Origin of the sequence: Arthrobacter sp. B3I9 (assembly GCF_030816935.1) — a bacterium.
GTDB lineage: Bacteria > Actinomycetota > Actinomycetes > Actinomycetales > Micrococcaceae > Arthrobacter.
Genome location: NZ_JAUSYO010000001.1, coordinates 537,473 through 558,509, shown reverse-complemented (window position 1 = coordinate 558,509; position 21,037 = coordinate 537,473). Strand labels below are relative to the sequence as shown.

Below are 21,037 nucleotides of genomic sequence, written 5' to 3'. Positions count from 1 at the left end.
GCGCCCACCTCCTTTATTGAGTGCGGATAGTTCCTCCCGGGTACCCATGATCCGGATCAGTCCGGCCTCTGCGTCCCGGACCTCCTTGCGGAGCCTGGCGGCGTCCTCGGCGTTCCGGACATTGATGCCGTGGATGTAGAGCGTGGATGTGGACCTGTCCACGTCCACCACCAGCGAGCCCGGGATCAGCGAGATCACGTGCCCGGTGGCGGTCACCAGCAGGTCGGAGTGGCTCCGCAACGGAACCGCGACGACGGCGCTGATCACCTTGGGGCCTGTGGCCACGGCCAGGTACAGAACCTGGAAACTCGCCGCCACCACCTTGGCCAGGAATGTCATGGCAAAGGGAACGGCGTGCAGTACGTTGAAACGCCCGCCCAGTTCCACCGGCGGCAAGTAGAACAGCCTGGCCACGACGACGGCGATGAGGGCGCCGAAGAGCAGGTTGCCGGGGCTGAAGTCCTGCCAAAGCGCGCCCCAGACGATCACGAGCCAGACCAGCAGCGGGAGTTCCTGGCGCAGGGAAATCCGTTTCCGGCTCATTTCTGCGACTCCGGCTGTGCGGGCTGGGGCTCCGGCTGCGCGGACTCCGGTTGCGCGGGCTGGGCGAGGGCCGGAACGGGCGCGTCCCCGCCGAGGACCGCGCGGATGTAGCCGGTCCGGTCCAGCATTTCCGCGGCGGACTGGTCCGCGACCCGGAACAGCGGTCCGGCGAACACCGTCAGCGCCACGCCGACCACCACGAGGCCCAGCGTGGACCCGACCAGGGTCCTCGGCAGCAAGGTGACATTGGTCCTGCCGCTGCGCGCGCCGGTGGCGGAGTCCTCCGGCGATGCCAGCAGCACGGGATCAGGGTGTTCGGCGTCCTCCGGTTTCCGCCAGAACACCCTGTTCCACACCCTCGCGATGGCCAGCAGGGTCAGCAGGCTGGTCAGCACTCCGCCCACCACCAGGGCGTAGGCCAGTGGAGTGCCGAGCTCGACCCCGGCCTGCAGCAGCCCGAGCTTGCCCAGGAAGCCGGAGAACGGCGGAATTCCCGCCAGGTTCATGGCCGGAATGAAGAACAGCACGGCCAGCAGCGGGGAGAGCTTGGCCAGCCCCGCAACGCGGTCCATGGATGAACTTCCGCCCCGGCGTTCTATCAATCCGGTGACGAGGAACAGGCTCGTTTGGATGGTGATGTGGTGTGCCACGTAAAAGACGGCGGCGGCCAGGCCAGCGGCCGAGGACATTGCGAGCCCGAAGACCATGTAGCCGATGTGGCTGACCAGGGTGAAGGACAGCAGTCGTTTGATGTCACTCTGGGCCAGGGCGCCCAGGATACCCACCACCATGGTCAGCAAGGCCGCGACCATCAGCGGCGTGTTGAGCGTGTCTCCGGGGAAGAGCAGCGTCTCGGTGCGGACCATCGCGTAGACGCCCACTTTGGTCAGCAGCCCGGCGAACACGGCCGTGACGGGCGCCGTCGCCGTCGGGTAGGAGTCCGGAAGCCAGAAGGACAGCGGGAACACGGCGGCCTTGATGCCGAACGCCACGAGCAGCATGACGTGCAGCAGGTTCCGCGTGCCCGGGTCCAGGTCGCCCAGCTTGATGGCGAGGTCCGCCATGTTGATGGTTCCGGTGGCGCCGTAGACCATCGCGATCGCGATCAGGAAGAGCACCGAGGACACCACGGAGACCACCACGTAGGTTACGCCGGCCCGGATGCGCGGCCCGGTTCCGCCCAAAGTCATGAGGACGTAGCTGGCGGTCAGGAGGATCTCGAAGCCCACGTACAGGTTGAACAGGTCCCCCGAGAGGAAGGCATTGGACACCCCGGCCACGAGGATCAGGTAGGTCGGGTGGAAAATCGAGACCGGCGCGTCCCGGTCCCCGTCGGCCATGCCCTGGCCGGTGGCGTAGACCAACACCGCGAGGCTCACGGCGGAGGAGACCACGAGCATCAGCGAGGAGAACTGGTCCACCACCATCACGATGCCCCACGGCGGCAGCCAGCCGCCGATGTTGACCGCGTCGGTGCCGCCCTCCCAGACCGACGCGAGCAGCAGGCACTCCAGCAGCAGCGTCAGGGTGAGCAGGGCGATGCTGACGGTCCGCTGGGCCCGGGAGTGCCGGATCAGCAGGAAGGTTAGGGCAGCGCCCAGGATGGGAAGTACGACGGCGAGCGGGGCGAGGCTTGCAATGTTCACTGTCCGCCTCCTTCCGGGCTAGGCGGGGCCACCCTGGCCGAACCAGGCTGCTCTTCCGCGGCGGCGATTTCGGCGTCGAGCGTGCGGTCGCCCACCCTGACGGTGGCGGCGGTCCGGGCAGCGGGGGTGTTGGAGATCCCGTCCCCGTCCGAGCCGATCATGGTGAGAGGAAATTCCGAGGTCTCCACCGGGATTGCCGCGTCGTCCTCCGCATCGAAGCTGGGCGTCTCCGCGACCCGGCGGTCTTCGGCGTCGTCCTGGATGTCGTCCTGGCGGGCCATCACCCACGTGCGGTAGATGATGCCGAGCATGAACGCGGTGACGGCAAAGGAAATCACGATCGACGTCAGGATCAGGGCCTGCGGCAGCGGGTCGTTGTAGTCCCCGGGGTTGGTGTCCTTGTTGAACAACGGAGCGAGCCCGGCGTAGCCGCCGGTGGCGAGGATGAGCAGGTTGGTGGCGTTTGCCAGCAGCATCAGGCCGAGAAGGACCCGGGTGAGGCTACGCTCCAGGATCAGGTAGATGCCGCAGGCGTACAAGGCGCCCATGACCGTCAGCAGGGTCAGGTTGACGCTCATGCTCGCCTCCTGGCGGTGGAGACGGCGGTCTCGGCCGGGGCCGTGGCGGTTTCTTCGTCGTCCGGTGGCAGTTCGGGCCGCTCTTCGAAGTGTTCATCGATTTCGGCACCGAGGCTGCGCAGCACGTCCAGCGCCAGTCCGACGACGACGATGTAGACGCCGATATCGAAGAGGGTGGAGGTGACAAATTTGATATCGCCGAAGACGGGCAGCCAGAGTTCGATGATGGCGCTCTGGAACACCTGGCCGCCGAGCAGCAGCGGCGCGATGCCGGAGGCAGCCGCCGTGGCGAGGCCGATCCCCAGCAGGGCGCCCGCGCTCACCGGTGTGGCCTCGCGGAGTTCGAAGCGGCCGCCGGCGAGGTAGCGCATGGTGAGGGCCAGCCCGGCGGTGAGACCGCCGGCGAAGCCTCCGCCGGGGAGGTTGTGGCCGGCCAGGAGCAGGTAAACGGAAAACACGATCATGGTGTGGAAGATGAGCCTGGTGACTACTTCGAAGATGATCGAGCGCCGTTCCGGCGCCAGCGTGCGGCCGGCCACGAGCCAGGCGTCCCGGCTGGAGGCCGCAAAGCGCCTGCTCAGGGCCAGGGCGGCATCGTCACGGCTGTTGCCCCGCGCCGCGCGGAGGCGGCCCACGGTTCCTTCGGCGACGGTGGAGGACGCCCGGATGCCGTCGCCGCGGCCGCGGACGAAGATGAGGCTGGCGACTCCGGTGGCGGCCAGGGCGAGCACTGAGATCTCGCCGAAGGTGTGTCCCAGGCCCGGATGTCCACCAGGGTCACGTTGACGATGTTCAGCCCGCCGCCGCCCTCGTAGGCCAGCCGGGGGAATTCGAGCGAGACCGGCGCGGCCACGCGGGCACCCAGGGCGTAGATGGCGGCGTAGACCATCGTGACACCGAACGCGGCACCGATGATGACCCGGACAACCCTGTACTTGCCCCCGGTGCGGTCCCGCAGCTCGGCTGGCAGGCTGCGCATGGCCAGGACAAAGGCCACCAGGATGATGGTCTCCACCAGCATCTGCGTCAGGGCGAGGTCCGGGGCCCCCTGCAATGCGAACATCAGGGCGATGCCGTAGCCCGTGACGGAGACCATGAGTACGGCGAGGAAGCGCTTGTTGGCGCGCACCGCGGCCAAGGCGCCGATCACGATCCCGGCGCCGACCACCAGCTGCAGCGGTGAGTCCGGATCAAGAAAGTAGAGGTCTCCGGGCAGCGGTTTGCGCGCCACGAGCAGCGCGGAGAGCGGGAGGACGAATGCCACCGTGAGGATGACGGAGAGGTAGAAGAACAAGGACCCGCGCTGCGTCCGGCCGGTAACCCAGACGGCCACGTCGTCAAGGGCTCCGATGGCGAGCTGGTAGCTGCGGTCTGCGTCGATCCAGGCGGGCACCAGGCTCTGGAGCCGGGCCACGGCATTGCGGCCGTAGAACATGGCCAGGCCGAGGGCGAAGGTGACGGCGGTCAGGCCGAGCGCCGGAGTGAACCCGTGCCACAGCGCGAGGTGGCCCGCCTCACCGGCTGTTGTGCCGCCGTCGGCCGCTGTTCCGTGGAAGAGGGCGGCGTAGGGCTGGATCCACCCGTCCGCCGGTTCCGGCCACAGGCCGTAGGCGATGGTCAGCAGGCTCAGCACGGCGGGGGCCGCGAGGAAGGCCGGCTTGATCGGCTTGAACGGGGTGGTCTCGACGCCGGGTTTCACCGCGAAGGCGCCCCACATGAAGCGGGCGCTGTAGGCGAAGGTCAGGATGGAGCCAAGGACGAGGCCCACGAGGAGCACCGGGCCCGCAGGCCCGGAGGCGGGGTCGGCGCTGTAGTGAACGAACGCCTCGAACACCGATTCCTTGGCCACGAACCCGGCAAGCGGGGGGACGCCGGCCATGGAGGCGGCACCGATCGCGGCCACGATGGCCAGGGCACGGGCGGAGCCGTAAACACCCGAGAGCCTGCGGACATCGCGGGTTCCTGCCTGGTGGTCGATGATGCCCACCACCAGAAAGAGCGTGGCCTTGAAGAGCCCGTGCGCCAGGAGCAGCGCGAGGCCCGCGAGGGCGGCGTCCGGTCTGCCCAGCCCCACCACCATGGTCAGGAAGCCGAGCTGGCTCACCGTGCCGTAGGCGAGGATGAGTTTGATGTCCGTCTGACGCAGCGCACGGTAACCGCCGACCAGCATGGTGGCCAGGCCGAGACCCAGCACCACGGGCAGCCAGTAGGCCGTTTCCGCGAATCCCGGCGCAAGCCGCGCCACGAGGTAGATTCCGGCCTTCACCATGGCAGCGGCGTGCAGGTAGGCACTGACCGGCGTTGGCGCGGCCATGGCGCCAGGGAGCCAGAAATGGAAGGGCACCAGGGCCGACTTGGTGATGGCGCCGACCAGAATGAGGACGACGGCGGCACCCACCGCCGCTCCGGCCGGCCCTGCCACCAGCGCCGGCGCCTGCTCGAGGATGTCCGAGATCCGGTAGGTCCCGGCGCTGAAGCCGAGCATGATGAGGCCCACAAGCATCGCCAGGCCGCCGGCGGTGGTCACGACGAGGGCCTGCAGGGCGGAGCGGCGCGCCGACAACCGGGTGCGGGCGTAGCCGATGAGCAGATACGACAGGACCGTTGTCAGTTCCCAGAAAATGAACATCAGGAGGAGATCGTCCGCCGTGACCAGCCCGAACATCGCGCCGGCGAAAGCCAGCAGCTGCGCACCGAAGCCGCCCAGATAGTTATCCGTGGTCTTGAAATACCGGGCACAGTAGACCAGCACCAGGGCGCCGACACCTAAAACCAGCAGCGACATCACCCAGGCCAGGGCGTCCATCCGGAAGGCGAGCTCCAGCTGCAACCCCGGGATCCAGGGCAGCACCTCGTCAATTCCGCTGCCGGCCGTGTCAGCACCGGCGCCGGAATAGACGGCGCCGTGCTGCAGGATGAGCCAGATGAATGAGACCGCAGGCACCGCAGCCAGGGCGTAAAACGAATTCCGCCCGAACTTCCGGAAAAGAAGCGGCGCCACGGCAGCCACCGCGAAGTGCACGGCAAGGACTGTGATCACTGGTATCTCCGCAACGTCAGGCGTTCGATTGTCAAAAGTTGGAGCAGGCGGGTATTCGTTGGGTTCGGTGGGGCCAGTTTACCAAGCGCGGGCAAATTCCCTTCCGGGGACGGTTACTATTTGCGCTATGAACTGCGCTGCCGCCCCGGAGGCCATCCGCCCTGCCTCCGAACCGGAATCCGGAGACCTGGTCTCCAGCAAGGGCCGGATCCTCGCCTGGGCAGCCTGGGACTGGGGATCGGCAGCGTTCAATGCGGTCATGACGACGTTCGTCTTCACTGTCTACTTAACCTCCAGCGCCTTCGGCGGGGAGGACCAGGCCTCGGCGGTCCTCGGCGGTGCGCTGGCAATCGCCGGTGCGGCCATTGCCCTGCTGGCACCGGTCACCGGGCAGCGCTCGGACACCGGTGGCCGGCGCAAGCTCTGGCTGGGAGTCAACAGCGCCGTCGTCGCGCTCCTGACGGGGCTTTGCTTCTTTGTTTTCCCGCGGCCGGAGTTCCTGCTGCTCGGCGTGACGCTGATTGCGCTGGCGAACGTGTTCTTCGAGTTCGCCGGGGTCAACTACAACGCCATGCTCGCCCAGATCTCGACACCGAAGAACATCGGCAAGGTCAGCGGCTTTGGCTGGGGCATGGGGTACCTCGGCGGAATCGTGGCACTGCTGATCGTGTTGCGGCTGTTCGTCCAGCCGAGCTTCGACTGGTTCGGGTCTTCCACAGAGGATGGCCTCAACATCCGCCTCGTGGCGCTGTTCTGCGCGCTCTGGTTTCTGGTGTTCGCGTTGCCGGTGCTGTTCGCGGTGCCGGAGGCGCCCAGGACCCGGCAGGCCGCCCGCCCGGGCCTCCTGGGCTCCTACGCCCTGCTGGCGCGGCGCATCCGGGACCTCTATAAGATCAGCCCGCACACAATCTATTTCCTGCTGGCGAGCGCCGTCTTTCGCGACGGTCTGGCGGCCGTTTTCACCTTCGGCGGGATCATTGCCGCCGGGACCTTCGGCTTTGAACTGAAGGAGGTCATCGTCTTCGCCATCTTCGGGAACGTCGTCGCGGCCGTCGGCGCCACCATTGGCGGTTTCCTTGATGACCGCGCCGGGCCGAAGGCCGTCATCGTCGGCTCCCTGGTGGGCCTGCTGATCGCCGGGACCGCCATCCTCGTCCTGGGCGGCGGGAACTACGTCTTCTTCGGCGTGGCCTGGCCGGCGTCAACGACTTTCTGGATCTTCGGGCTGGTCCTTTGCCTGTTCGTGGGCCCGGCCCAGTCCGCCTCGCGGGCCTACTTGGCGCGGCTCGCGCCCGAGGGCAAGTCTGGAGAGCTGTTCGGCCTGTACGCCACCACCGGCCGCGCCGTCAGCTTCCTCGCCCCCGCCCTGTTTACACTCTGCATCACCGTCGCCGCCCCGCTTGTCGAGCCGGGCGGGGCCCAGCGCTGGGGCATCCTCGGCATCATGGTGGTGCTGCTGGCGGGCCTGCTGGTGTTGCTGCCGGTCAAGCCGCCGGGCAAGTCGGAAATCCGCGTGGTCACTGCGGCCTGACGCCATCCCAAACGACCCCGCCGCACACTAGGCTGGGAGCATGAACGTGGATGAGACAGACCTCCCCGGTCTCGGCCGGCGCAAGGACTTCATGACCGTCTCGGGACGCCGCATCGGCGTCGTCGAGTACCGCGAAGGCCAGACCGAACTGATCGTCTCCACCTGGGACGACCCGGACACCTGCCAGGCGTCCATTCCGCTGACGGCCGACGAGGCCGCCACTCTCGGGAACCTCCTCGGCGGGCAACGCCTGGCCATGCAGCTCTCCGAGGAACACCGCGAGATTCCGGGAATCGTCACGCGGCAATTCAGCATTGGCGCCGATTCCCCGTTCGCCAACCAGCCCATGGGCAAGGCTTGCATCCGGACCCGCAGCGGCGTCTCGATCGTTGCCATCATGCGCGAAGGGGAGGTGGTCCCCTCTCCCGCACCCGACATCGTCCTGCACTCCGGTGATCTCCTCGTCGCGGTGGGAACGCAAGAAGGACTGGACACAGCGGCCAGCATCCTGCGCAACGGATAAGCCGCATGGATCCGCTCGCACTGACCCTGATCGAACTGGGCGCCGTCGTCTTTTGCCTGGGCCTGCTGGCGAGGCTGGCGGGTCGGATCGGAATGTCACCCATCCCGCTGTATCTCGTCGGCGGGTTGTTTTTCGGGGCGGGCGGATTGGTCAAACTCGAGGGAATGCACGAGTTTGCCCATCTTTCCAGCGAGATCGGCGTCATCCTCCTGCTACTTATGCTTGGACTGGAATATACGGCCGCCGAGCTCGTGACGGGCCTGCGCCGGTCCTGGCAGGCGGGCATTGTGGATCTGGTCCTGAACTTCCTCCCCGGGGCAGGGCTCGCGGTCATGCTGGGGTGGGGCACGGTGGGGGCCATGGTGATGGGCGGGGTCACCTATATCTCCTCCTCGGGAATCGCGGCCAAAGTGATCACGGACCTGGGACGGATCGGCAACCGCGAGACTCCGGTGGTGCTCTCGATCCTGGTGTTCGAGGATCTCGCCATGGCCATCTACCTGCCCGTGCTTACCGCGACCCTGGCCGGAGTCAGCTTTGTCATGGGGCTGCAGACGGTGGGGATCTCGCTTGCGGTCGTGACGGTCGTCCTGCTCGTGGCCCTGAGGCACGGCCACCACGTATCAAAGGCGGTGCACAGCGAGAACTCGGAGGTCTTCCTGCTCAATCTGCTCGGCGCTGCCCTGCTCGTAGCCGGGCTCGCCGCAGCCATGCAGGTCTCCGCAGCCGTGGGGGCCTTCATGCTGGGGATCGCCATCTCCGGGGCCACGGCGCACAGCGCCACGCGCATCCTCGAGCCGCTGAGGGACCTCTTCGCGGCCATATTCTTCGTGGTTTTCGGCCTCAATACCGATCCGACCACCATCCCGCCGGTCCTGGGTTGGGCCCTTCTGCTGGCGCTCGTGACCGCGGCGACGAAGATGCTCACCGGAATCTGGGCCGCGAGGCGTGCGGGGATCGGGGTGCCGGGGCGTTTCCGCGCCGGGGCTGCACTGATCGCGCGCGGCGAGTTCTCGATTGTCATCGCCGGCCTGGCTGTCGCCTCGGGCGTGGTTCCGGAGGAGCTTGCAGCCCTCGCTACCGCCTACGTGCTGATCATGGCCATCACTGGCCCGCTTGCCGCCAAGTTCGTGGAACCCGTAGTTGCGATGCTGCGCCGCCCGGCCAACCAGCCGGCGGTGCGCACGGCCGACGGGCTGTAGCAGCGGGCTGCGCGTGCGGCCCGCGGCCCGCGGCCGCTGGCGCCGCGGCGGCGGCGAAACGTGGGGCTAGACGTCCGTGCGGTGGAAGTTCAAATGGCTGCGGCTGGCCGTGGGCCCGCGCTGGCCCTGGTAACGGTTGCCGTATTCGCCGGAGCCGTAGGGGTACTCGGCGGCCGAGCTGAGCCGGAAGAAGCACAGCTGCCCGATCTTCATTCCCGGCCACAGCTTGATGGGCAGCGTCGCCATGTTGGACAGCTCCAGGGTGACGTGGCCTGAAAACCCAGGATCAATAAAGCCCGCGGTGGAGTGCGTGAGCAAGCCCAGCCGGCCCAGCGAGGACTTCCCCTCCAAGCGGGCAGCGATGTCGTCCGGCAGTGTCACCGTCTCGTAAGTGGACCCCAGGACGAACTCCCCCGGGTGGAGGATGAACGGTTCAGCGCGCTCCACCTCCACAAGCCGGGTCAGCTCGGGCTGGTCTTCGGCGGGATCAATGTGGGCGTATTTGTGGTTGTCGAACAGCCGAAAAAATCTGTCGATTCGGACGTCCACCGACGATGGCTGGACCATGGCAGGGTCAAAGGGCTCCAAGACGATCCGCTTGGAGTCTAGTTCGGCACGAATGTCGCGGTCTGAGATCAGCACAGGATCAAAAATACCGCACTCACCATGCGCCGCTGGGCCGCAGGTCCGTATTACGTTCTGCGGCAGCCGGCGAGTAAGGTCGCGGTTTTGTTCTACGTGGGCGTGGGCGTGCTTGCGTTCGGCGGCAGGTCACGCCTCTCGACCAGCGGCGGGCTGGATTACAGCGAGGCCCGCCTCGCCGGGTATGGCGAAGCGGGCCTTTATCGAAGGCTGTTGCGCTGCCGCGGCAGCCGTGCCCTCGTGCGTCGGTGTGGACCCTCAGGTTTCCGCGCTGACGAACTTGCCACGCTGAACATGGGCGGGCCGGAACGGCACGTCATCGTGGTGGTCGGGTGCGGGGGGGAGACGGTCGGGATGACTCGCACCATAACCGGCCATATAAGCGGTATTTGCATCCGGACCCCGGCGGGGAATCCGGTTTTGAACCACACCGAGAATATTCGCGTCAACAAAATTCAGTTGGTCTATCGCCTTCGACAGGCTGTGCTGTGTCACCTTTTTGGTACCAACCACCAGCAGTACGCTGTCGGTGCTGCGCGTCAGGACGCTGGCGTCAGCGACCGGAAGGATCGGCGGTGAATCCACGATAATCAGATCGAACTTTGTCTGCAGTTCCTCGATCAGGTTGCTCATGGCTGCCGATCCGAGGAGTTCGCTCGGGTTAGGCGGCAACGGTCCGGAGGCGAGAAGTGCCAAGCCGTCCTGGCCCCAATACTGGATGCTTTCGTCGAGGCCCGATGTCCCGACCAGGACAGTGGTAAGGCCGATTTCCCCCTCGATGCCGGTGGCGGTCGCCACCGACGGCAGGCGGAGATCTGCATCGACCAGAATGACTTTGCGACCACCCTTTGCCACAGTCATTGCCAGGTTCAGAGCCACAGTGCTTTTGCCTTCACCGGCAGAAGCCGAGGTCACGACGATTGAGCGCATCGGCCGGTTCACGCCGGCAAACTGCAAGTTGGTGCGCAGCTTACGGAAGGCCTCTGCGCCTGATCCGTCAAGGACGGAAGGCGCGGCGCCGAGCAGACGGCCCGCGGCGTGTTCCGTGATTCCGGCAAGCAGGGGTAGCCCGGTTGTTTTGCGCAGGTCCGTTTCCGTCCTGATGTTGCGGTCCAAGACGTGACGCAGGACCGCCGCCCCGATGCCGGCGGCAAGCCCGTAGAGCAGACCCAGGGCCAGATCCAGCTTCACGTTGGGACTCGACTTTTCGGTCGGCGTGGTGGCGTGGTCCACGGGGCTGAGACGCACCGGAGTCGGCGTCCCGTTGGTCGGCCGCTCAAGATCGGCGACAGCGGTGATGAGGCTCGCTGCCACTGCGTTGGCTATGTCCGCACTGCGCTGGGCAGAACCATCACGGGCTTCGATCTCGATGATGACCGTGTTACGGGCAGTGGAAGCCTTGATCTTGGAGGCCAGGGCGTCTGGCGAGATTCCCAGTCCGAGTTTGTCGATGACCGGCTGGAGAACCGTCGGCTTGGTCGAGACATCGACATAGGATTGCACGCGGGCCAGGGCGAAGACGCTGCCTTGTTGCAGTTCCGCCGAAGTCTCGGAGTTCTGGGTCGAGACGAACAGGCTCGTTGAGGCGGTGTAGGAAGTAGGAGTGACCATGGATGCGATGCCCGCCACGATCGTTCCTAGGAGGGCCAGGGCCGTGATGAGGCGCCAGCTTCGACGCAGAATGAGCAGTTGTTCACGGACGTCCATTAGGGGTCCTTTCGCTGGCGAGGGTCGCTGAAGAAAAGACTGGCGGCGTTTTCATGCCGTCAGCCAGGTGTAGCATCCGTTGGACACGACGCGAGCCGTACCGGCTGGAATAGTGACAGGGGAGGTGCCGGTCGATTCGGCAAGTGTTCGGCCAGCAGCGTCAAAGGCAGTTAACTGGCACGTCTCCGAGGGATTCCATGCCTCGTAGCTGCCGAGAGCGACAGAACCACTGCCATCCTTGGCAGCAGCTTCTCCAACGGTGTACTCACCGTCGGAGAAACCCCGGGCTGCAGCGACGAGTTCAGGTTGGAGACCGGGGCAAAGAGCGGCAATGGCGTCAACCATATTCGTGTCCGTCTTCTCGATCAGCTGTGACACGACGGCTTTCGGGTCAGCGGCCTTGACTGCCTCAAGCTGGGCGCACTGCTCCTGGCCGATTTGGAGGACAGCGTTGGGGTCAATGCCCTCCGGCACCCTCGAAGCAAGGTATTGCTGCTCAGGAGGCGCAAATGTAGGCTCCGGTGCTGCCTGCGGCCCCGGAGCCTGCGTTGGAGCGGGTGGGCTTGAGGCTTCGGCAGGTGCAGGTGCGTCAGCCGCGCCGGGCGTTGGTTCTGATGAAGGCCCCAGCGGCCCGGTGGTCGGAGATTCAGAACCTGCGACCGAGGCGGAGGACGCGGGGGTGGGATTGGAACTTGTCGGGGCGGTGCAACCAGCGGCGGCGAAAACCGCAGCTGCCAGAAGCACCGTTCCCCAGGGTTTTGAGAGACCGTTATTCATGGGAGGTTTCTTTCCAGAGCTGTTCTTGTCTACGCGTTGGGCTCGAAGGTCAGCACCAACGCCGGACGCTTGGCAAGCGTGGCTTCCCGGGAGAAGAACCACATGTTGTCGGTTCCGGAGCTCTGCATCGAGAAGTTGATATCACCCGCAAGCGCTGCTGAGATTGCCGCCGCATCGAGGTTGATGGAGTACGACGTGTTGGGTGCAGTTGAACCGGCCAGCGTGCCGAGCGTCGTGCTGCTGGTTTGCGGGCGGTTGTTGTACGTGGTTGTTGCCTCTGACCAATCACCGGCCATGGCCACAGTTTGTTGCGGGTCATTGGAGCCGGCGAAACTGTCCCCCGTGGTCGAAAACGTCAGCACCGCCGATACCAAGTGTTGGCCCGCAGGTACTTGCGATGCGGCGTTGAACCGCATGTATGTGATGTAAGCAGGGGTTCCCCTGGTGGCGAGGGTCGTGTAGGACCCCCCGGCAGTGTTCGGAGCCCCGGAATTCACGTAGGTGTCGGCCGTTGGTGTGAGCCGTAGCGAGACGGCTTGGGGTGCCGGCGCCACGGTTGCGGTTGCTTCATTCGACGGGCCGCTGACATTCCCCGCCTCATCCACTGCGAGCACCTGGTAGTAGGAGGTGCCGGCCGGGCGGCCGGCGTCCGTCCAGCTGAGCGTGCTCCCATTGACGGCCGCCACCAGGGTGGCTTCCGACGGCGCGAATCCCGACGTAGCGGCCCGGTGGATCTGGTAGCCAGTCACGCCCACGTTGTCCGTAGACGCGTTCCAGGAAACCGCCACATCACTTTTGGTTACAGTTGCGGAAACTCCGGTCACGGCCGCGGGTGCCTGCGTGTCGGGAACCGGCTGACCGATTCCCTTGCCGATCTTGTAGTGGTCGGTGACCTGCGTGGCCGAGAGTACCGAGGGGTAGACTGCAAACTCGTCGATGGAACCAGCGAAGTAGTTGCTTGTAGGCCGCAACGGCCAGGAGTTCAACTGGTCTCCGCCCACCTTCCACGATCCCCAGTAGGTCTGTGCCGTCGTCTGGTTCGGCAGAACCCCGAGCTGCGCTCCGTCAACGTATAGCCGCATTCCGTCACCGCCCTGGGTTGCTACTGCGTGGTGCCATGCGTCGTCGTTGTACGGGAGCGCCGACGTGATGGTCCTTGTTCCGTTGACGTAGACGCCATATACCAGCGTGCCCGCGTTGGTCATGTAGAGGTTGCGGTCGTAATTACCGCTGAGTCCGGGGTTGGTGCCGTGCCGGTTCGGCTGGCCATTGCCGAAGCCGAAGATCTTCCCACCCTGGGTCGTGTTCGTCTTGAACCAGACTTCAGCGGTGTAAACGGTGGGTGCGTTGCCGCGAACCTGACCGTAGGAGAACGCGCTCGTGCCGTTGAACGTCGTGGACCGGCTGGGATCATTCGTGATGGCTCCTGAGCCGCCGGCGAAAGCCGGTCCGCCGTAGCTCAGCTCAAGGTTGTTGCCCGCCGAACTGTCGGCGCCCACCGTCGGGCCGGCGTCATCGAGCCGCCAGTAGGTCGTGGCACCAGCCCCGAGAACTGCAGCAGGGTAAGCAGCAGTATTCCTGGCCGTCGTTACGGTCACCGACGCCGAGAGAGGACCGGTGTTGGTGCCATCCGTTGCCCGGATCCGGTAGCTGTACTGCGTTCCCGGGAGGGCCGTTTTGTCGGTGAAGGACACCTGGCCGGTCGACCACCAGAGGGAACTGCCCTTTACGGTGCCAAGCGGGGTCGACGAGCCGTTGCGGTAGACGCTATAGGTCAGCTCGGAGTCGTCGTTATCCAGGCTGGCGCGCCACCGGATTTGGTTTTCGCCGCTCACCAGGCTTGCCGCGCTGACGTTGCTCGGCGTCGAAGGTGCCACTGTTCCCGGGCCGGGACCAAACCGTGTAAGACCCTGCTGGGCCTTGCCGTTAGTCGTGGTGAATTCGCCGGCAACCCACAGCACGTCGCCGGAACCCTTGCTCGTGTGGACAAGCGCCCGCGGGCCGATCATTTCACCGATTCCCTCGTTTGTGTCCGGGCTCCAGCCAAGCTGGGGGGCCGGGTTGTCGACGCTTTGCGCCGTCAGATGCTGCCGCTCACCGTCAGCCAACTGATTCATGGTTGAGCAGTCGTGTTCATGGCTCGCGGCGTAAAGGACGCGATTGTAGACATCGACCGCCTGGGTTGCGCCTAGGCAGGTGTCTCGCCAGGTCTGGTCGTAGGTGTCCAGGCTGAAGCGTGCCCGGCCGTCGAAGACGCCGCTGCCCGTGCCCTCATTGCCAATATAGAAACTCTGGCCATCGTCGACTATGGACTTCGTGAACGATGTGCGGGGAATGAACGCTGCGCCGTACGCCCGCACGTTCGCACCGGTTGTGGCGTCCACGACGGCGAGTGACTGGGAGGCTACTCCATTGACCGTTGCGAAGTCGCCGCCGATAACGGCGACATTGCGACCTGCGGGAACGGTCAACGCACGGCCCGGCGCGTTTGCGTCAGGCGCCCAGGGCAGCAGCGCTCCGTTGTTGTCGACAGCTGCAAAGCGGCCGCGAGGTGTCGAGCCGATGCTCTGGAAGTCGCCGCCAAAATAGACGGCTGTGTTTGTTGCCGCAATTGTCCGGACGACGGCTGAGATCGGTTGCGGCTTGAACGTCGTGTCGACCGTGCATCCGGGGAGTTTAATGGCAGCAAGACGTGTCGTGTTGACGCCGCTGATGGCCCCGAATTGGCCGCCGACATAGAGCCGGGTGCCGTCCGGGGTTACCGCCAGGGCGCGCACGCTCGTCCCCGTACCGCCGGTGGCGGACAGAGCGCAAGAAGTGGGGTTGCCGGTGTAGGCGTCGAAGGCCGCAAAGTTCACGGCGCTTCGTGATTCGGAGCTTCCGGCAGCTGTGCCGGGGGGCCGAATCTGGGTGAAAGTGCCGCCGGCATAAACCACGCCGTTTGACTGTGCCATCGTCCAGACAACGCCGTTGGTTTGCCACGTTGGAAGATCATTGGCGGAAAACCCAACTCCAGGAGAAAGGGCGAGTGCAACACTGCTGGTCGCGATCAGCGGTGCGGCAGCAAGCGCAATACCTGCCATGACTGCTGGAAGTTTTCGACGCATGGAGTTCCCCCATAAACGAAAGTGGGCTTCTATTTGAAGCTACAGAGATCTAATCAGTAATACCGAAGTGCGGGAACGGTTGCTTCTACTAGCTTTTCAAGCCGCCCTACTTGTCTTCTCAGGGCAATTACCTGCATTTGCCGGTGGTCCACGCGTTTCAGTAAAAAATGCTTCCCGGCGGCCGACCGCACCCTCAGCATGGACCTTGGGGGGACCAGCCCAACGCCTCGAGATCCGGCTGGTGCCTGCGTCTTTATTCGGCACCAGTCAAGAATCGAGTTCATTATGACCGTTCGCATCGGCTACGCATCGGGTGTCTTCGACCTTTTCCACGTGGGGCACCTGAACATCCTCAAACATGCTCGACAGCACTGCGACTACCTGATAGCCGGAGTGGCGTCCCCGGAGTTGACATTGCTGACAAAGAGCAAGGAACCGGTCGTGCCGCTGCACGAGCGGATGGAGATAGTCCGGAATATCCGGTTCGTTGATGATGTGGTTGTAGACGACTATGTGGACAAGATTGACGCTTGGCGAGCCCTTGGGTTCAACGTGCTGTTCAAGGGAGATGACTGGCGGGGAACTGAGAAGGGTCTGCGCATGGAGGCGGGCATGAAAAAGGTTGGTGTGGAGGTTGTGTACTTCCCGTACACCGTCCATACTTCCAGCACACTGCTCCGCCAAGCCTTGAATCTGATGGGTGGCGGACGTGAGGACATCGAGCCGTTAGAGGCTTGAAATGTTTTCTGCCGGCAATGTGCGAAGGACGAGGATGCCCCGCCGGAATGCATCAGACTCTTCCGAATTCATTTCCCGGCGTCAGGCGATCGCCCTCGGAGCGTCGGGGCTGCTGCTTGCCGGTTGCAGCCGCCCCTCACCCAATTCTCAGTCCGCTCCTACCCACACAGTTGGAAGCCTGCTGGAGCGGAAGAGCTTTTTTGTAGCCCACCGCGGGTCGGGAGACAACTGGCCGGAACACACAGCGCAGGCGTATGCCGAGTCGTTAAAGCTCGGAGTTCCAGCCCTTGAAATATCTGTGAACTCAACCAGGGACGGCGTGCTGGTCTGCCATCACGACCAAAGCTTGCTCAGGACCACCGGACAAGACCGAAAGATTGCCGAGCTCACCTATGCGGAACTGAGCGCACTTCGCGTCGATGCCCGCGCCTGGCTCGGTCCGGAGACGGCGCTGGAGCCCATACCGGCAGTGCGGGAAGTTCTCGACCGCTACGCCGCCTCGCATGTTATTTTCATTGAGGATAAGCAAGGCACCAACACGGCTCCGCTGCTTGATCTCATGGACAGCTATCCGGATTCCGTTGAGCATTTCGTCTGGAAACAGCCGGCATCCGCCCGACAGGTCACGGCGGCGGCCAGCCGCGGCTATAAGACGTGGGGGTATTTCCTGCCGGAAGCCATTCCCCGGTTGGATGAGTTGGCCGGTAGTTTTGACTTCCTGGGCGTTTTCCACGGGGCAGACGATGCGACCATCGGCCGAGTCGTCGGCTATGGCAAGCCCGTTATTTGCTGGGAAATTCACACTCGCTCCGCCCGCGATCGGGTGACCGCCCTCGGCGTCCAAGGCCTAATGTGCTCCAATCTGCCGTACGTCATGTCCTCAGAGGCGGCAGAAACGCGCGACCGGTTCTCGACGGGTACCCGGGCCGCCGGTGACCTGCCCTGGACCACCGAGCAGGGTTGGGCGGCGCAACCGGTGATCGATGCCGCGTCCGCATCGGTGCTGCTGGCTTCCGACCAGAATATTAGCTACCGGCTCGGATCCATGAGCCCCATCGCCAAAGAAATCCACACCTTATCCTTCGAGATGTGCTGGCCCCTGGAGCTTCCGTCCGATCAACTTCACGCGGGAATAGCCTTCGGGCAACCCGATGACAGTCCCTACCGCGTCCTTGTGCCGAGCACAGTGGGTGGCTATCACCTCATCATCCGGCCCGACGGCGAACTGGTCCTCTACCGACGCGACCCGGGGAATCCTGCCGGCACACGCTTGCAGTCCATCATGACGGCCCCGGTTCGCGCCGGAGAGTGGATGCGATTCGCGATCGAGGTCACCCCGGCTTCCGTCCGGTTCTCCCGGCTTGACGGCGCCGGCTGGTCCGGCATCACCATGGATCGGCAATACCGGGGGGGCTACTCCAGCCTTTGCAAGGATTACCGCGACGCTGTTCCCGTGCAGTTCCGGAACGTAACGGTCAGTTAGCCCAGCTACAGCACGTCCGGACGCCCACGGTGCATTTCTGCTCGTCTGGCAGTCAGCGGGCATCAGCGGCGGGCCGCAAATCCGGTTCGGCCGGACCGGGAGCGGACGTACGGGCACGAGACGGATCCTGCCGTGTGGGCAAGCCGGACCGGGACTTGGACCTCCACCTCACAGTTGCGAGCCCGCCGACGAGCGCGGCGACCCCCACGGCGAGGCTGAATGCCCACGCCGAGGCAACGGTCCCTCCGGCATATGAGAAAGCTAAAGGCAGGACCAGGGTCAGAATGGCCAGAGCGCCGCGCATGAAAGTGGACAGTTTGTTCGCCTGGACAGATCGGTAGTAGGCAAGCAAGAGAGTGTAGGGCACCATGGCGATGTATTGCAGGAAGTACGGCAGCCGGAGTTCGGACGCCGCGCGCCAAGTGTCTCCCAGAAGGAGCACCCCCACGGAGGCTGGCAGCAACATCACCACCGCACCCCACAAACAGGCCAGTGCCGCCACGACCACGAAGGTTTCAATCAACCTGCGCCGGAACACCACCGTACCCCTGGAGCGCACCAGTTCGGGGATGACCGCCATTTTCATCGCAGAGAAGGCGGTGTTGAGCGGTGAGAATAGCAACTGCGCAGCACGAAGCGCACCGACACCCGCGGCGCCGAGCGGGATCGCCAGTAAGTACAACACGACAAAAGTGGAGGCGTTGAGGGCGGAGAACTCACCGAGGTAGCGCCACCCGGGGTTACGGTTGGCACTTAGCCAGCGCGCGCCGCTCCGGGGGGACGGCAGGGCACGGGCCAGAATGAGCCCAGCGGCCAGGGCAGCCGTTGCCCCGCCACCCCAGCAAAGCACCACCCCCCACACCGACCCCGTGGTCAACGCTACGAAGCCCATCAACGCGATTGATAAAGCGGCCCACACGCCATCAATCAACAAGGCCATAGAAGGACGGCCCTCGCAGATGAACACATATCTCAGGGTGTCCTGAACAAGCACGAACGGCAGGCTCGCGGCGATCGCGAGCCAGAGGAGCCTCGAAGGTCCGTCCACCACGGCCGCCCCGGCAAGCAGCAAGGGCAAGAGGGCCGCGGACGCCAGCATGCTGGCCCCCAGAACGGCCCTCCGCGCCTCGGGGTCCAGCACCCCGGCGGCGGAGTACTTGACCAGCAGCGTCTCTCCGATTAGGGCACGCTGTGCGCCAAGAAAGAGGAGCAACCCGGCGTATCCCAACGAGAACTGGCCAAACTCGCCAGCCGTCGCCACGTTCGCAACAATAGCCACCGCCACGAAGTTTGAGATGCTTGATACGGCTTGGTCCCCCATGGCGACGTACCGACCGAACCGCGCCATTCAGCCCATCCTCGCCAGCGTGCGGTAGGACTTTACTGCAAAGGCACCGGCGAACAGGCAATGGCATAGCGCCAATGTTGCGTAAGCGGGAATGAAGACGCCGGTCCATGGCACAGTCGCCATCACCAGGCAGGATATGCCGTAGTCCACCGGCAAGGTCAGAACAGACCGCAACTCCGTCTTCCCTTTGTCCGGGTTGTGGCCGCGCTGCCCTGGCGTCGGCTGGCGGTTCAACTGGTCCAGGAGCGCACCCGCAAAGAAGATAGCGGAATTTGCGAAAAGAAAACTGCCACACAGGACGGCCAGCCACAGGGGCGGGACAGTCGTGGCACGAAGAAGGAAACAAAAGACCGCTCCGTGCAGTAGGACTATGCGGCCGCTGTCCAGCACGTGGTCCAGCCACTCCCCGAGTTTGGAACTGCGCCCTTGGAGCCGGGCAAGCTGTCCGTCGGCAGAGTCGAGGATGAAGCCTACGGCGAGGGCCAACCCAACTAGGGCGAACCCGCCTCCGGACCCGGCGCCGAACGCAAGCCACAAAAGAGCTCCGTACGTAATGACCGCGCCGGTGAAGGTGACATGGTTCGGCTGAAAAGGGGTGTTTCTTAGCGCGGCCGCGATCACCCGGCCCGCTGGCCGGTTGATGTAAAGGGTGTAGAGGGGAACGCCTTTTTTACCCTTCTGGGCCTTCCTCAACTCCCGGAAAGATTCAGCGAAACGCGGTTTTTGCGGGCTCGGCAGCTCGAGCTGGTTAGTGGTCATGTGTCCTCAGCAGACTTTCGTTTGACGGTTCCGCTCAGGAAAGCCATAGCCAGGGCGAGGACCAATAACCGGCCCATCGACTGCAGAAGCGATCCACGGAGCAGGATAAACATGTATCCGGAAAAGATGGCGACACCTAGGTAGCCCACGGAGCCGGCGGACAGGGTACCGGCTCCGAAACCGGAGTCCAGCCGCCTACTCATTAACCCGAGGACGGTGAAGGCAACAACAACTCCGACAACGCCGAAATTAATCCAGGCCTCGGCCCATAGCGGGGAGGACAGGTTTACGTTGGAACTGCTCATCCACAGGCCGACTTCGACTCCACTGTCGAGCGGTTTGGTTGGCCAGACCACGCGCGGGACCCAGAACAGTAGCGCGCCCAGGAACTGGTTTCCCCACGTCAGTCCCGCATCTTGGGTAAAGCCGATGGTATTGGCCAGCATGGTGAACTGATCGTAATCCTTAGTGGAAATCATGTGCCACACGGAGTCTGCTTGAAGAACGCCGCTTACCCCAGCAGGCCGGCGCGTGATGTCGCTGAGCGGAAACAAAAAGATGGCCGCTACGATCCCACCAATTATCGCCAAGTTGAAAGAGGACTTCCGGGATGCGATCAGCGGCATAACAAGACCGAAAAGCACCGCAAGCGTCCAGTACCGTGAGTTGGAAATGGGATTGTTGACGATGACGTTGAGCGCAACCAGAGCAAGGATGAGCGAAGCATCAAGCAGGTTCAGGGAACTCCTCAGCACCCGCAACGCGTGGATATAGAAAATGAGTCCGACCAGGCACGTAACCGACCCGAACGCCGAGATGATGGCACGCACGGCCTGCCCGCTATCCGGGCTCAGTTGATCCAGTGCTTGGCTTGCCTCCTGGCGGCTGGTAAAAAATACCGACACCCCACCGACTTGGGCGACGTACGCGAGTCCGGCGGTGACAGCCACAAAGGCGAAGACTCGTAGGGTGTCCATGCTGCGCAGCGTCCGTACAGGAAAGGAACCTCCAACCGTATGTAAGGCCTTGAGGTGGTAAGCAAGGTCAAAGCTGACGCAGCCCAGCAGGGTGATAGCGGTCGCGGTATACAGGATAGAGTCGTCCACCTGGACAGCCAGGATGGTGGTCGCGCCGGTGGCCAGTTGAGCCAGCGGGACTACGCCGAGGCAGATATACACGAACATCCAGAAGACACCAGCAACAGGCCGCACCTGGTCCTTCCAAAGGATAACGCTGACGCGGAATGCAGCATAGAGCACCACCAGATACCGTATAAAGAAGTCGGTGTCCGTGTAGGTGGCTTCCGACGTAGCCCTCAGGACCACCGGAATGGCGACGGCGAAACACAAAAAGGCCACAATTGAAAATCCGGCCCTGACCCCACTCTTGGACCTGCGGGGGAAGCGCACTCGG

14 protein-coding genes and 2 pseudogenes are annotated in these 21,037 nt (G+C 64.4%); 5 read left to right on the top strand and 11 right to left on the bottom strand.

The window, feature by feature from the left end; genetic code table 11:
* Positions 1 to 18 precede the first annotated feature (18 nt).
* The 4 genes and pseudogenes from QFZ65_RS02690 to QFZ65_RS02675 form a co-directional block, all read right to left on the bottom strand.
* Positions 19 to 543 (bottom strand): annotated as a pseudogene (locus QFZ65_RS02690) (Na+/H+ antiporter subunit E); the annotation flags it as partial.
* On the bottom strand, positions 540 to 2,189 hold the full coding sequence (locus QFZ65_RS02685) for a Na+/H+ antiporter subunit D (RefSeq protein ID WP_306908035.1): 1,650 nt from the start codon (positions 2,187 to 2,189) through the stop codon (positions 540 to 542). The pseudogene QFZ65_RS02690 and the gene QFZ65_RS02685, both read right to left, overlap by 4 nt.
* A complete protein-coding gene (locus QFZ65_RS02680) occupies positions 2,186 to 2,767 on the bottom strand; it encodes a Na(+)/H(+) antiporter subunit C (RefSeq protein WP_306908034.1) in 582 nt (193 codons plus the stop codon). The genes QFZ65_RS02685 and QFZ65_RS02680 overlap by 4 nt, the downstream gene beginning before the upstream one ends.
* A pseudogene (locus QFZ65_RS02675) lies at positions 2,764 to 5,807 on the bottom strand (Na+/H+ antiporter subunit A). Before QFZ65_RS02675 ends, QFZ65_RS02680 begins: the two are co-directional and overlap by 4 nt.
* 127 nt (positions 5,808 to 5,934) lie before the next feature.
* On the opposite strand from QFZ65_RS02675, the gene QFZ65_RS02670 reads away from it, so the two are divergent.
* From QFZ65_RS02670 to QFZ65_RS02660, 3 genes are read left to right on the top strand one after another with little or no spacing between them, the layout of a single operon-like run.
* Entirely contained in the window at positions 5,935 to 7,338 is a 1,404-nt protein-coding gene (locus QFZ65_RS02670) for an MFS transporter (protein ID WP_306908033.1), read from the top strand.
* Between the two features lie 40 nt (positions 7,339 to 7,378).
* A complete protein-coding gene (locus QFZ65_RS02665) occupies positions 7,379 to 7,861 on the top strand; it encodes a cation:proton antiporter regulatory subunit (RefSeq protein ID WP_306908032.1) in 483 nt (160 codons plus the stop codon).
* 5 nt (positions 7,862 to 7,866) lie between these two features.
* The gene (locus tag QFZ65_RS02660) at positions 7,867 to 9,063 is read left to right on the top strand and encodes a cation:proton antiporter (protein WP_306908031.1); all 1,197 of its coding nucleotides are present in this window, start codon (positions 7,867 to 7,869) and stop codon (positions 9,061 to 9,063) included.
* A gap of 66 nt (positions 9,064 to 9,129) precedes the next feature.
* Here the strand turns inward: QFZ65_RS02660 and dcd are convergent, their stop codons facing one another.
* The 4 genes from dcd to QFZ65_RS02640 form a co-directional block, all read right to left on the bottom strand.
* On the bottom strand, positions 9,130 to 9,705 hold the full coding sequence (dcd, locus tag QFZ65_RS02655) for a dCTP deaminase (protein ID WP_306908030.1): 576 nt from the start codon (positions 9,703 to 9,705) through the stop codon (positions 9,130 to 9,132).
* Positions 9,706 to 9,963: 258 nt separating this feature from the next.
* A complete protein-coding gene (locus tag QFZ65_RS02650) occupies positions 9,964 to 11,412 on the bottom strand; it encodes a polysaccharide biosynthesis tyrosine autokinase (protein WP_306908029.1) in 1,449 nt (482 codons plus the stop codon).
* Between the two features lie 51 nt (positions 11,413 to 11,463).
* Entirely contained in the window at positions 11,464 to 11,886 is a 423-nt protein-coding gene (locus QFZ65_RS02645; RefSeq protein WP_306908028.1) for a hypothetical protein, read from the bottom strand.
* Positions 11,887 to 12,218: 332 nt separating this feature from the next.
* Positions 12,219 to 15,047, bottom strand: a complete 2,829-nt coding sequence (locus tag QFZ65_RS02640; protein WP_306908027.1) for a DNRLRE domain-containing protein — start codon at positions 15,045 to 15,047, stop codon at positions 12,219 to 12,221.
* A gap of 534 nt (positions 15,048 to 15,581) precedes the next feature.
* On the opposite strand from QFZ65_RS02640, the gene QFZ65_RS02635 reads away from it, so the two are divergent.
* Positions 15,582 to 16,034, top strand: coding sequence for an adenylyltransferase/cytidyltransferase family protein (locus QFZ65_RS02635; RefSeq protein WP_306908026.1), 453 nt, complete (start codon positions 15,582 to 15,584; stop codon positions 16,032 to 16,034).
* Between the two features lies 1 nt (position 16,035).
* Positions 16,036 to 17,517, top strand: coding sequence for a glycerophosphodiester phosphodiesterase family protein (locus QFZ65_RS02630; protein ID WP_306908025.1), 1,482 nt, complete (start codon positions 16,036 to 16,038; stop codon positions 17,515 to 17,517).
* A gap of 52 nt (positions 17,518 to 17,569) precedes the next feature.
* On the opposite strand, the gene QFZ65_RS02625 is transcribed toward QFZ65_RS02630, so the two are convergent.
* The 3 genes from QFZ65_RS02625 to QFZ65_RS02615 are packed head-to-tail and all read right to left on the bottom strand — an operon-like array spanning position 17,570 to position 21,033.
* Positions 17,570 to 18,865: a hypothetical protein gene (locus tag QFZ65_RS02625; protein WP_306908024.1), complete on the bottom strand. Its 1,296-nt coding sequence runs from the start codon at positions 18,863 to 18,865 to the stop codon at positions 17,570 to 17,572.
* Positions 18,866 to 19,624 carry a CDP-alcohol phosphatidyltransferase family protein gene (locus QFZ65_RS02620; protein WP_306908023.1) on the bottom strand — a complete coding sequence of 253 codons (759 nt, stop codon included), beginning with the start codon at positions 19,622 to 19,624 and terminating at the stop codon, positions 18,866 to 18,868.
* On the bottom strand, positions 19,621 to 21,033 hold the full coding sequence (locus QFZ65_RS02615; protein ID WP_306908022.1) for a hypothetical protein: 1,413 nt from the start codon (positions 21,031 to 21,033) through the stop codon (positions 19,621 to 19,623). The genes QFZ65_RS02620 and QFZ65_RS02615 overlap by 4 nt, the downstream gene beginning before the upstream one ends.
* Positions 21,034 to 21,037: the final 4 nt, after the last annotated feature.

Coding starts and splice junctions, on each gene's coding strand:
- QFZ65_RS02670 (WP_306908033.1), top strand. CDS start 5,935: ATGAACTGCGCTGCCGCCCCGGAGGCCATCCGCCCTGCCTCCGAACCG.
- QFZ65_RS02625 (WP_306908024.1), bottom strand. CDS start 18,865: ATGGCGCGGTTCGGTCGGTACGTCGCCATGGGGGACCAAGCCGTATCA.
- QFZ65_RS02635 (WP_306908026.1), top strand. CDS start 15,582: ATGACCGTTCGCATCGGCTACGCATCGGGTGTCTTCGACCTTTTCCAC.
- QFZ65_RS02650 (WP_306908029.1), bottom strand. CDS start 11,412: ATGGACGTCCGTGAACAACTGCTCATTCTGCGTCGAAGCTGGCGCCTC.
- QFZ65_RS02660 (WP_306908031.1), top strand. CDS start 7,867: ATGGATCCGCTCGCACTGACCCTGATCGAACTGGGCGCCGTCGTCTTT.
- QFZ65_RS02620 (WP_306908023.1), bottom strand. CDS start 19,624: ATGACCACTAACCAGCTCGAGCTGCCGAGCCCGCAAAAACCGCGTTTC.
- QFZ65_RS02665 (WP_306908032.1), top strand. CDS start 7,379: ATGAACGTGGATGAGACAGACCTCCCCGGTCTCGGCCGGCGCAAGGAC.
- QFZ65_RS02680 (WP_306908034.1), bottom strand. CDS start 2,767: ATGAGCGTCAACCTGACCCTGCTGACGGTCATGGGCGCCTTGTACGCC.
- QFZ65_RS02630 (WP_306908025.1), top strand. CDS start 16,036: ATGTTTTCTGCCGGCAATGTGCGAAGGACGAGGATGCCCCGCCGGAAT.